This window comes from Pseudoalteromonas sp. MER144-MNA-CIBAN-0113 (assembly GCF_040308965.1).
Taxonomy (GTDB): domain Bacteria; phylum Pseudomonadota; class Gammaproteobacteria; order Enterobacterales; family Alteromonadaceae; genus Pseudoalteromonas; species Pseudoalteromonas tetraodonis.
In genome coordinates this window covers 1-11519 of record NZ_JBEOOG010000101.1, presented here as the reverse complement: position 1 = coordinate 11519, position 11519 = coordinate 1, and the positions used below count along the sequence as shown (strand labels likewise).

Below are 11519 nucleotides of genomic sequence, written 5' to 3'. Positions count from 1 at the left end.
TGCACAACCAATAACGTTGGATGACGCCTTCGGCTTATCCAACCTACATGATTGGTTTAAATACGTAGGTTGGTTAAGTGACGGAGTCACGCCAACCAACAAAGCAACATCACCTCAAGCCGAATTACATTTATATTGCACAACCAATAACGTTGGATGACGCCTTCGGCTTATCCAACCTACATGATTGGTTTAAATACGTAGGTTGGTTAAGTGACGAAGTCACGCCACCCAACAAACCAACATCACCCCAAGCCGAATTACATTTATAATGCACAACCAATAACGTTGGATGACGCCTTCGGCTTATCCAACCTACATGATTGGTTTAAATACGTAGGTTGGTTAAGTGACGGAGTCACGCCACCCAACAAAGCAACATCACCTCAAGCCGTATTACATTTATAATGCACAACCAATAACGTTGGATGACACCTTCGGCTTATCCAACATTAATAAATAACCCGGTGTACGGCCGTTAATAATTAAAATTTTAATCTTCTATAACCGCTATAATAAAGCTGCTAAATATTTATCATTTTCTGCTTGGGTTGGTTAAAAATAAGTTGGTGCCGTTGCTTTCAAAGCGCTTATTCCAAACCAAATCAAAATAAATACGGTGGTTTAAACTTATTTTTGTCGCTTTATCTTTTAAAAAGTTTTGTATATCTGCGTAGTGCTGCGCTGTTTGTATGTCTTTATATGTAAAGCGGCGCTTGATGCCTAAAGCCTTCGCTTCTTGGGCGGTAAATATAAATTCAGACTGAAAAATTTGGCTATCAAGGGGTAAAAATAGCCATGGTGTGGCGGTTTTTCTTGCTGGTGCGAAATCTTCCCCCATTGCAATAAAGTGCTCAAATACAATATCAATGGGCTTTCGCACTTTATTAAACGACTGCAATTGCAAAGGTTTAATATTTTTACTCAGTTCACTTTTTAGCTCACTACATAACTCGTTTGCAAGCGTATTTAACTGTTTTTCAGAAGTGAGATTATTGAGCTCGCGTATTAAATAATCTTTCTTTTTAGTTAGCACATCTCTAAAGGTATGTGATGCGCCTAAGCAATTATTATTTTTACGATGAAAGCCACGGTAGGTGTTTGATCCTAAGCTTTTTAATACCAACTCCTCGTAGCTAAGTAATGGCGTGGGTGTTAAAAATACCGTATAGCCCACTTCGTTCATGCGTTTTATTTGTCCCTGCATTTATTATTTATCCTTACGCGTGAAGTAAACAGCTTGTTTTAAAAGCTCTACGTTGATTATGTTTTTATTTAATTCTCTTTGACTCATCTAACTTCCTTGTTCTTATTTTTATAAATAGCGTTATAGTTCGCCCGCAAAGGCTTTTTGGCTTAGTGAGTTGAAAAGCTCTTTTTTATTAAAATCTAAATTTTTAAATATTAATTGACTCACCAACTTACAAATGACTTCAAACCGATCCTGCTCAGCCTTAGGAGGAACAGCAGAAACCTCTTTCAAAAATAAATTTCGATTTAAAGTTGGCACACCAGCACCCTGAACATACCTCTCTAAGTTTAAAAATCTTAAATACCATTCTATGTATTTAGGATTATTTCCATAAAAGTTAGTAACATAAAGAGCTGTATTTAATGGCCAAAAATCATTTTCTGAATAAATAACTTTACCAATAGTTCCACTTCTACCCGTAATAACTCCTGGTCCTTTAACCTTGAATTCATTATGAGTACCCGTAATTCCATTTGCTGCATATATTGGAATATTACCTTCAAGCCTACTTTGCTTGGGTAAATCATAACCTCTTTTTAATAGTGAGATCTCTTCTATAGGCTTGACAGTCCAGCCTTTGGCAATATCATTTTTATTCCAAGTTACTGGATCACCAAACATATCTAGGAATACGCTGCGCAGGAAGTCATCGGCGAGTTGGATGGCTTGTTGGCGTTTGCGGCGGATGGCGTCAGCTTTATCTAAAATCGCGGCAATTCGTTTTTGTTCGTCCAGTGGTGGTAATGGGATTTCAAACTCTGAAAAATTACTCTTATTTACGATAGGCATTGTTGTAGAGCTTGAGCGATTCAACAATAAAGGCTTAATAGTTAAACAAAAGTAATAGCCATATTTAGGATAAACCTGCAATTCATCAAAAATTAAACTATTGATTTGTTGATTTGAAATTACATCGCGCTCAGCTATTCCTACTTTCCCTATAGTTGCACCAATACAACACACCATTACTGTACCTTTGGGTAAGAGCCTACCTGACTTAGCACCTTTCTCTGTAACGGTTACTTTCGCATTCGATATCAGGGCGTTAGAGCCTAAATCTCCTGGTGTCACAAAAGGCACTGTACCGTTATAGTTACCATCAACTTTTTTTGGAGTCGAGCCAGTAACAATTTGAGCAACATCCTTAAATTTAGCTAAAGGCCAACTCACAGCATCCCCTCCAGCTCTTTTAAATCAGCCAGTATCTCATTTTCTAAGCTCACTAATTTACCTAAAATCTCTTTTGGCGCATCGTACGTTTCTTCTTCGTATACCACTTCTTTATAGCGGTTGATTGACAGGTCGTATTTATTGCTGGCTATGTCATCTTTACTTACCCAAAAGGCTTTCTGGGTTTTATCGTTGCTATCACAAGTCGCCTGTGCTTTATCACGGGCTTTAAATTCGCTAATTAGGCTTGGTAAGTCATTAGCTTTTATTGGCGTGCGTTTGTCGTCCAAGCTAAAACCATCGGCTTGTACGTCGTAAAACCATACATGATCGGTGCTGCCACCTTTGGTAAATATGAGTATGGCGGTTGATACACCGGCGTAGGGTTTAAACACGCCGCTTGGCAATGAAATTACCGCTTCTAGCTGGTTGTTATCCACCAGCATTTGACGCAGTTGTACGTGCGCTTTTGATGAGCCAAATAATACGCCATCAGGTACAATAGTGGCTGACTGTCCGCCTATTTTTAACATGCGCTCTATAAGGGCAACAAAGAGCAGCTCGGTTTTTTTAGTTTTTACTTTGCGTAATAACTCGGGGCATACGTCTTCTTCGTCTAGGCTGCCTTTAAATGGCGGGTTGGCGAGTATTATGTCAAAGCCTTCTTTGGCCTTTTGCGGGTAGTGCTCTTTAAAGTTTTGGCTTAGGGTATCTTGATAATGAATGCCCGGTTGTTTAATACCGTGCATTACTAAGTTCATGGCAGCTACGCGTAGCATGGTAGCGTCAAAATCAAAGCCGTTGAACATGTGAGCATCTATGTGGCTGCGCTGCTCTGGGGTTATTAAATCGCCTGAGTAAAGTAAGTTTGCAAGCGGTTTGCCGCTATCATCACATTGTACGTTGCCATCTACATCAAGCACGGGCTCGCGGTCGATGCCCTCGGTTGATGTGTATTTTTGCAATAGGTATTCGTAACTTACCGATAAAAAGCCACCGGTGCCGGTTGATGGGTCACATATTTGGCTGGTTACATCTGGGTCCATCATTTCAACCATGGCGCGTATAATGTGGCGCGGCGTTCTAAATTGGCCGTTTATGCCTGCGGTGGTGAGTTTGCTAAGCAAGTATTCGTATAAATCGCCTTTGGTGTCTGAGTTTTCAAGCGGCAGGTCGTTTACCATTTCAACCGCTTTTACCAATAGGCTTTGCTTTTGAATCATCAATTGCGCGTCTTTCATAAACTCATTAAATATCGCGCCTTCTGGCGAAACATCGCCTGAGGTTTTTGAAAAGTACGGAAACAGTTCATCTTTAACCAGTTTGTATAGCTCTTCTGCGCCTAAATGGCGCAGGTTTTGCCAACGAATATGTTGCTCATCGTCGTTAAAGCGGCGGTTAAACGGCTGCTTAGTACGTGCACTTCGTTTTTCATCGGCTTGCTCGTTCATGTCGAGCATACGGGCGTACATTAAAAAAGTAATTTGCTCTACTACGGTAAGCGGGTTAGTGATGCCGCCTGTCCAAAATTCTTCCCATAGCTTATCTATTTTACTTTTTAAAGGTCCGGTTATCATAGTTTTCCTAGTGTGAGCGGTTTATTGCGCTCATTATATTGATTAAATTTTATATCATGGTGTTGGATGGCGCTCTAACTTATCCAACATCCTCGGATAGCGCTTTGGCTTATCCAACATCATCGGATGGCGCTCTGGCTTATCCAACATCGTCGGATGGCGCTCTGGCTTATCCAACCTACGTTTTGTGTTATTTAATTTTGGCTTAATAAATTTTCGATTAAGCGAATAATGGTGTCTTTTCTTTAGGGTTTGATTCTGCTACTAATAAAGTAATAGCCGCTAACCCTGTATCGTTTATTACGGGTTGATAATGCTCATTTAACAGGCGTTGATTTCGATTTAGAAAATCGACAAATAAAAATGCTGCGGTGCGTTTATTGCCATCACTAAACGGATGGTTTTTAACAACAAAATATAATAAATGCGCGGCTTTACTTTCTACGCTTGGGTAGGCAGGCTCACCAAATACACTTTGATCTAAAGCGCCCCAAATGGCATTTAGGCCGCTGTTACGCTCTTGTGCAAATAGCTTGGTGGCTTCACCTTTGTTTATAAGGTTTTGCTTAAGCTGTGAAATTGCGATTTTTGCATCATTAAGTGGTGTAAGTGCGCCGCCTAACTCACCTTTTGGTGAATTAAGCAGTCCTTCATCATACTGTTGTAGCCATAAAAAGGTTTGCGTGTAACTGGCAATTATATCTACAAGCCCTGCACCAAATTCACTGTTTTGAGGCAAAACAGCAATTCGTTTAACGAGTTGTAATGCGTTATCTAGCTCTGTTGCGTTTTGTGCTAATCGCTCTTGATTTAAAGTGTAGCCTTTTAATAAATGCTGCTTTAATGTTTTAGTTGCCCACTGGCGAAAGCGTGTTGCTTGGGTTGAGTTAACGCGGTAGCCCACAGATATGATTGCATCAAGGTTATAGTGTTTTAATTTACGTTTTACTTGGCGTTTACCCTCTTGACGAACTACCGAGTAATCCTCGGTAGTTGCATTTTCATCAAGTTCACCTGACTGATAAATATTTTTTAAGTGTAAACTAATATTATCAGTAGACGTATTAAATAACTGGGCCAATTGTAGTTGAGATAACCAAAGATTCTCGTGTTGTAAAGCAACAGCTAGCTGTAAACTACCATCTTCGTTTTGGTAAATCTCCAACTCATTACTCATTTACAGCCTCACTTCTTTATCTACCGTATGGTTTTTATCGCCCAATTCTACATCAAACTGCTTAATAAATTGCTCTATTACGTCGGCTTGTTGCTGGCTAAATACGCCGTCGAGCCCCATGTCGTGTATTTGTGTAAAGGGCGCATCGTAAAGCTGAGCTATTTCAATTGCGCCGTGGCGAATCAGGTGGTTTTTTAACATACCAATAAAGCGCTGTTGTTTAGCATTTACATGGGTGTGTATTTGCTGCACAAAGGTAGTAAAGCTCTGCTCTATGGCGTTTTTGTCCATACCGACTATGGTACGCAATATTTTGTCAAGCGTCGCGGTTGATTCAGGAAAAAACTCTTTTAAAGTATTTAAATCAACACTTGAGTTTTGCGTATGCACTAACGAGCTTAATTGCGCTAAGTCGGCTTCGGTTACTTGTTCGCCGTTGCGAATTTTTTTAAGTACGCTGTCGGTTTCAAATAACGGGGTGAGTGTTTTTTCAACCTCTTGGCGGTATATTTGATAATCAATAGAGACTATTTTTGTAAGCCTGTCGGCTTCTTTAATTTGATTTTCGTCTTCAGTTATATCAAGCACAAAATCACTTGTTGGTGGCTTCACGCTTTTATTACGCAGGTGAATAATACTGCGTAAATTAATGCGGCTTTGCTCAAGCGCTGCATGGGTTAAATACTGCCAATACTGCTGTGTTTGTATTTCTGCTATGGCAGGTGCTTTGCTACGCACTTCGTTTAGGTGCATTTGAAGCGATTCAACCTTGTTCATTACACTTTGTTTAGCTAAATCAATTTGGTTTGCATCGGTAAATATTAGTGTTTGGATAGTGGTTAGCTCTAAATCAAACTTATACGCTTCACTTTGCCCCATTATGTTACGCCATTGCATAAGTGGCGCTACTTTTTCAAGCAGATCGCTTACCGTTTGCGGTGCAAATTGATTAAGACGTTTAAAATCCTTATAGGTTTCGACCACTAGCCAGTTCTCGCGCACCGATATTGATTCCATTGGCAGTAGGCAAATATCGTCGTGAATTAATTTAATGGTTTGATCAAACACATCCATATTTGCTTTTTTAAGGGCTGTTTGTGCAAGGGTTACCCGCGCTTCAAATAGTTTTTGCAGTAACGATTTTGCTTGTTTTACGTCGTCTTCTTCTGGGTTTTCGTCAAAGTATTCAAAGTTTGCCCAGTGATCGAATATTAAAAAGTGAGTTTTGTGCTGCCCTGGTCCGTATAGGTTTTCGCATAAGCGTGTGCCACGGCCGATCATTTGCCAAAACTTTACTTTTGATTTTATGGGTTTTGCAAATACAAGGTTTACGCATTCAGGCACGTCTATGCCGGTGTCGAGCATATCGACCGACACTGCTATGCGCATGCTGTTTTCGTCGCTTGATTTAAAATCGTCTATTAGCTCTTCGGCCCGTTCGTACTTTGAGTGAATAACGCGGCAAAAATTAGCACCATGCTGCGGGTAAAGCTCACTAAATAACTGGGCCATTAATTCGGCATGAGCTATGTTACGGGCGAATATGATTGTTTTACCGGGCAGTTGGCCGTATTTATCGCGCAGACCTTTTTCCATTAAGTTACGAAGTATGAGCCTGTTGGTGTCTTTATTTTTAATGGCTTCGTCTATTTGTTTTGCGTCAAAGTCGAGCTCATTAGGGTCAATACCCTGCTCTTCTAATTGCGCTATTTGCTCATCGGTTAGGTTGTCTTTTTTAATGCCTTCGCGCAAAAACTGTGTGGTGTAACTTACAATTTTGTAAGGGACTAAGTTGCCTTGCTCTATCGCGTCTTCAAGTGGGTAGTTAGCTGTGGGTAGTTTGTAATCGCAACCAAACAAATCACACGTTGAGCGCGATACCATTTCTACCGGTGTAGCGGTTAAGCCTACTTCGAGTGCATCAAAGTATTTAAAAATATCACCATAAATATTGTAAATTGAACGGTGCGATTCATCAGCTACTATTAGGTCAAAATAGCCTACGTCGTACTTGTTCATTATGCGTAGCATACCCGGGTACGTTGCTATAAATACCCGCGCGCTGGCAGCTGTGTTTTTAGCGCTTTTACCAACAATATGCACTGGCTCTTTGGTGAATTCGGTAAAGGCGTTACCCGCTTGTTTACGTAGTTCTTTTCGGTCACATAAAAATAGTACGCGCTTAGCCCAACCTGCATCGAGCAGCCGTTTGGCAAGTGCAATAGATACGCGTGTTTTACCTGTGCCGGTTGCTTGCACAATAAGCGCTTTTCGGTGTTTGTCACTAAAGCGCTCACACACTCGGGTTATGGTTTCCATTTGATACAAACGCCCTGCCACAGCAGTATCTATCGGCGTTTTATTTAAATCTTTTTTAAGTGTGCGCTGCTTTATTAAGTACTGTAGGGAGTCTTTTGAGTAGTAACCGTATAAACCACGGCTATTATAGCCTTGCGTGTCGTCGAGAATTTTTATATCCCAGCCGTTTGAATAAAAAATAATAGGGCGTTGGCCATATTGCTTTTCGAGCGCGTTTGCATAAAGCGTTGCTTGCTGGCGGCCTTTTTCGATATTTTCGCGAGTGCGTTTTGCCTCTATTACCGCAAGTGGTTTACCGTCGTCATCCCATAATACGTAATCAACAAAACCTACGCCTGTTCTTGTAGGTTGATCTGTTACTTTTACTTCTTTGCCAACGTCTTCTGTTGATTCGTCGTCAAGTGCAACGTGCCAACCAGCATTACGTAAATCTAAATCGATAATGCGTTTACGGGTTTCGTTTTCGTTAAAGTTAAAACTAGAGTTAACAATTTGCTCATTGCGAGTTTTAACCTGAGCCAGCTTTTCTGCATCAATAGTTTGTTTTAGTTTTGCTGCTTGCTGCTGTGCTTGTTTTTGTGCAAGCTCTGCGGCTTCTAGTTCGTCAAGTGCGCGTTTTAAACGGGCCTGATTTTCGGCTAGCTGCTTGGTGAGTTGCTTGTTCTTTTTTGCAAACTCGGCATCACTTTGGTTAGTGGGCTGTGTTTGCTCAGGCGCTTTAAACTCTGGGCACTCTTGTTGCGTGCCATTGGCATACGCCATAAATAAGAACGAGGCTACAAAATAGCTTTCTTTTAATATCCAAATAGCTTGTTGTTGATCAACTTTGCCTTCGTGGGCTGCTTGATTACCACTTTTGCGAATGGCGTGAAGTTTATCGGTAATTAAACGCGGAACTGCGCTGGTAAAGTGGTCGGCGGTAAGTTTATCAAAAATATTAGAAGTGGGTAAAACAGGTAATCTAAGTTCTTTATATAAGTAGCCTACTACTTTTTCGGCAAAGCAACGCAGCTTAACCAGTGAGCTTTGTGGATCGGTAATCGCATAGTCTTCTGCAAAAGCGGCTAACTGGTGTAGCTCTGGCCACTTAGATTGAATATGTTCAAAGTTCATTGATTGCTTCATTCCTGATTACTTCCTTATCAACTAATTTACCATGCGTTATTATTTTTATGCGTTTGCAAGCTTGCGAATATTAAGCCGTTATATTTATTTTTATATTGTGTGTTACTGCACTTAACCAGTAGCTTGTTTCAAAGCTTTGGTTATTAGAGTCAATCGCTATTTTTTTAGCAAGCTCGTTTGGTAACACCTTATTTATTTTACTATTTATGCGGCTACGCGTTTGTTGCACAAAGGTTTTTTCCATTACTTTTAAATTACTGTGTAAACCGTCTCTAAAATCTTCGGGCTCTATGCCAAACGTATCACGAAATATACGTAAATCACTGCTATTTTGCTGTAAATGTATGAGGTACTCTTTGCTGTAACGCAAAGATTCTTCAAAATCACGACCCACCACTAACTTTTTATGTTCACTTTGGCTGTATTGGTTTAACCATAAATAGAAGGCAGTTTCTTTTGCGGTAAGTTTAATTTCGATACCTGCAAAGGTGAGCGTTTTTGCTTTTGCGTTTACCTCTAAGGTTAAATCTTTTTTATGCGCTGAGTTTAAGCTTGCTACTGTTTGGCTAAATGATGCACTTTGCAAGTTGGCAATGAGTGTTTCGTCGATAGATTGGCGCATTCGTACAAATGGAATTTCGGCAAGGGTTACCTTTGCATTTATACAATTAACTTGAGTACCGTTTTTACCGTCAATAATATGGTCGTGGGGAGTTGGGTAGTAAAAATCTCTGACAAATTCAAATTCATCATTAACAAATACATGACTAAGTGAGTCTTGCTCGCGCCCTAACAACGACATGGCATAGCCTAAATAAAACGCCATTGTTTTACGGCCACCCGCAATAGATGCATGAATGCTGATATCGTTGTTATTGGTGAGCTCAAATACTTTACGTGTAATAAAGTCGGCCATGTAGGTCTGTTCTATTTCAGATTTAGCATCATTAATAGGTTGGCCATTATCGTCTTCTATAAGCCATATGTTTTCATCGGGGAGTTTAATGTTGGGAAGTTTATAGTCTGCTATTAGTTTAGCTAAATAGCCCTGCTTAAATAATCCATCGGTGAGCATAGCCTTGGTGCTTTTTGTAGTAATAACAAAAATCTCTTCAGGCATTGGCTTACCTTGCTGATAAAGCGCAAAAAGAGTTTCGGTTAATACTTGTGGGCTGGCACCTGTGACAATGAGCAGTATGTTCTTCATTAATTATCCATTTATGGAAGAATTATTCATAATACATAAATTACATAATTAATGAAACTTGTTTAAACTCAATGAAATAGGTACAAACATGTAATTATCACTATCAATTTAACTTTATTACAGGCACAAAAAAGGACGTCCTGAGACGTCCTAATATAGAATAATGGTGGAGAGAGAGGGATTCGAACCCTCGTTAGGGATTAACCTAAACACACTTTCCAGGCGTGCGCCTTCAGCCACTCAGCCATCTCTCCACAATGTTGCAGTGCAACAGCGCGCTATAGTATGAAATACACTTGCTTGGTGCAAGGCCTTTTTAACATCACGCTTTTAACTGCTCAATAATCAAACTAACTCTTCATAAGCAAATAAAAAAGGCGATACCTGAGTATCGCCTTTATCTAATGCGTTATATTGCCATTTATTATTTTGCCATATTGGCTGTAAAATCAAGCATGCGATTTAACGATCTAAGTGCGCCTTCGCGTAAGTCCATATCAACAAATACTTCTTTGCCGCTAGCATCAATCAGTGCTTCCTCAATCGCTTGTAAGCCATTCATTGCCATCCATGGGCAGTGAGCGCAAGTTTTACACGTAGCGCCGCTACCGGCCGTTGGAGCTTCAAAAAACTCTTTATCTGGGCATAGTTGCTGCATTTTATAAAAGATACCGCGATCGGTCGCCACAATAAACTTTTTATTAGGCATAGTTTGCGCTGCTTTAATAAGCTGGCTAGTAGAGCCAACAGCATCAGCGAGTTCAACAATTTCAGCCGGTGATTCTGGATGCACAAGTACGCCCGCATCTGGGTGCAATGCCTTCATGTCTTTTAAAGCTTTGGTTTTAAATTCGTCATGTACGATACATGCGCCGTTCCACATGATCATATCGGCACCGGTATTCTTTTGAATATAGCTGCCTAAATGCTTATCTGGGCCCCAAATAATTTTTTCGCCTTGCTCATCTAAGTGCTCTACTATTTCAAGTGCACACGATGAGGTAACTATCCAATCAGCACGCGCTTTAACCGCGGTAGAGGTGTTAGCGTATACAACCACTTTACGATCTGGGTGTTGATCACAAAATGCTGAAAACTCATCCACAGGGCAACCAATATCTAATGAACAAGTCGCTTCAAGTGTTGGCATCACCACAGTTTTATTGGGGGTTAAAATTTTAGCGGTTTCACCCATAAAACGTACGCCCGCGACAATGATCATGTCGGCTTCGTGTCTAGCGCCAAAGCGTGCCATTTCTAGTGAATCGGCTACACAACCGCCTGTTTCTTCAGCGAGTGCCTGAATTTCAGGATCAGTGTAATAATGAGCAACAAGCACCGCGTTTTTTTCTTGCAGTAACTGCTTTATTCGCGCTTTATATTCGCCTTTTTCGTCTTGTGTTAACGGAGCTGGCTTAGGAGGAAAGATATAGCCTTCTGGCATAATAGTTTGAGCTAAACTCATTGTTCTCGACCACTTTATTTACAGTGTAATTAATAGTGCAAATTATACGAGAAACTAACACTAAATAATAGCAATCTAACAAGGCAGTTTATAAATAAAGATTAGGGAGATAGTAGGAAATATTTCATGTCGAAGAAAGTGTACCAGAAGTGGTGGGTCATGATGGACTTGAACCATCGACCAATGGATTAAAAGTCCACTGCTCTACCAACTGAGCTAATGACCCG

Annotated in this window: 8 protein-coding genes and 2 tRNA genes; 1 reads left to right on the top strand and 9 read right to left on the bottom strand. The window is 40.4% G+C overall.

The genetic code is table 11. The annotated features are described in order from the left end of the window. The first annotated feature begins 213 nt into the window (after positions 1-213). The gene (locus tag AAEY57_RS17715; protein ID WP_350608399.1) at positions 214-408 is read left to right on the top strand and encodes a hypothetical protein; all 195 of its coding nucleotides are present in this window, start codon (positions 214-216) and stop codon (positions 406-408) included. Between the two features lie 127 nt (positions 409-535). Here AAEY57_RS17715 and AAEY57_RS17710 read toward each other — a convergent pair whose 3' ends face one another. From AAEY57_RS17710 to AAEY57_RS17670, 9 genes are all read right to left on the bottom strand, one after another. Further along, positions 536-1207, bottom strand: a complete 672-nt coding sequence (locus AAEY57_RS17710) for a hypothetical protein (RefSeq protein WP_350608398.1) — start codon at positions 1205-1207, stop codon at positions 536-538. Between the two features lie 120 nt (positions 1208-1327). Beyond that, entirely contained in the window at positions 1328-2422 is a 1095-nt protein-coding gene (locus tag AAEY57_RS17705) for a restriction endonuclease subunit S (RefSeq protein WP_024603139.1), read from the bottom strand. Next, on the bottom strand, positions 2419-3999 hold the full coding sequence (locus AAEY57_RS17700; protein ID WP_024603138.1) for a type I restriction-modification system subunit M: 1581 nt from the start codon (positions 3997-3999) through the stop codon (positions 2419-2421). Before AAEY57_RS17700 ends, AAEY57_RS17705 begins: the two co-directional genes overlap by 4 nt. A 220-nt stretch (positions 4000-4219) precedes the next feature. After that, complete coding sequence (locus tag AAEY57_RS17695) at positions 4220-5176, bottom strand: virulence RhuM family protein/type II toxin-antitoxin system death-on-curing family toxin (RefSeq protein WP_350608397.1); 957 nt, start codon at positions 5174-5176, stop codon at positions 4220-4222. Continuing rightward, entirely contained in the window at positions 5177-8620 is a 3444-nt protein-coding gene (locus AAEY57_RS17690) for a type I restriction endonuclease subunit R (RefSeq protein ID WP_350608396.1), read from the bottom strand. Between the two features lie 70 nt (positions 8621-8690). Continuing rightward, the gene (gene csm6, locus AAEY57_RS17685) at positions 8691-9827 is read right to left on the bottom strand and encodes a CRISPR-associated ring nuclease Csm6 (RefSeq protein ID WP_350608395.1); all 1137 of its coding nucleotides are present in this window, start codon (positions 9825-9827) and stop codon (positions 8691-8693) included. A 164-nt stretch (positions 9828-9991) separates the two neighbouring features. After that, positions 9992-10081: transfer RNA gene (locus tag AAEY57_RS17680), tRNA-Ser, on the bottom strand. Between the two features lie 170 nt (positions 10082-10251). Next, on the bottom strand, positions 10252-11292 hold the full coding sequence (nadA, locus tag AAEY57_RS17675; protein WP_069439289.1) for a quinolinate synthase NadA: 1041 nt from the start codon (positions 11290-11292) through the stop codon (positions 10252-10254). A 150-nt stretch (positions 11293-11442) separates the two neighbouring features. Next, positions 11443-11518, bottom strand: a tRNA-Lys gene (locus AAEY57_RS17670). Between the last annotated feature and the right edge of the window lies 1 nt (position 11519).

What these genes read in the sequence shown, in the direction of transcription:
- nadA (WP_069439289.1), bottom strand. Translation starts at nt 11,292, where the DNA reads ATGAGTTTAGCTCAAACTATTATGCCAGAAGGCTATATCTTTCCTCCT.
- AAEY57_RS17700 (WP_024603138.1), bottom strand. Translation starts at nt 3,999, where the DNA reads ATGATAACCGGACCTTTAAAAAGTAAAATAGATAAGCTATGGGAAGAA.
- AAEY57_RS17690 (WP_350608396.1), bottom strand. Translation starts at nt 8,620, where the DNA reads ATGAAGCAATCAATGAACTTTGAACATATTCAATCTAAGTGGCCAGAG.
- csm6 (WP_350608395.1), bottom strand. Translation starts at nt 9,827, where the DNA reads ATGAAGAACATACTGCTCATTGTCACAGGTGCCAGCCCACAAGTATTA.
- AAEY57_RS17710 (WP_350608398.1), bottom strand. Translation starts at nt 1,207, where the DNA reads ATGCAGGGACAAATAAAACGCATGAACGAAGTGGGCTATACGGTATTT.
- AAEY57_RS17695 (WP_350608397.1), bottom strand. Translation starts at nt 5,176, where the DNA reads ATGAGTAATGAGTTGGAGATTTACCAAAACGAAGATGGTAGTTTACAG.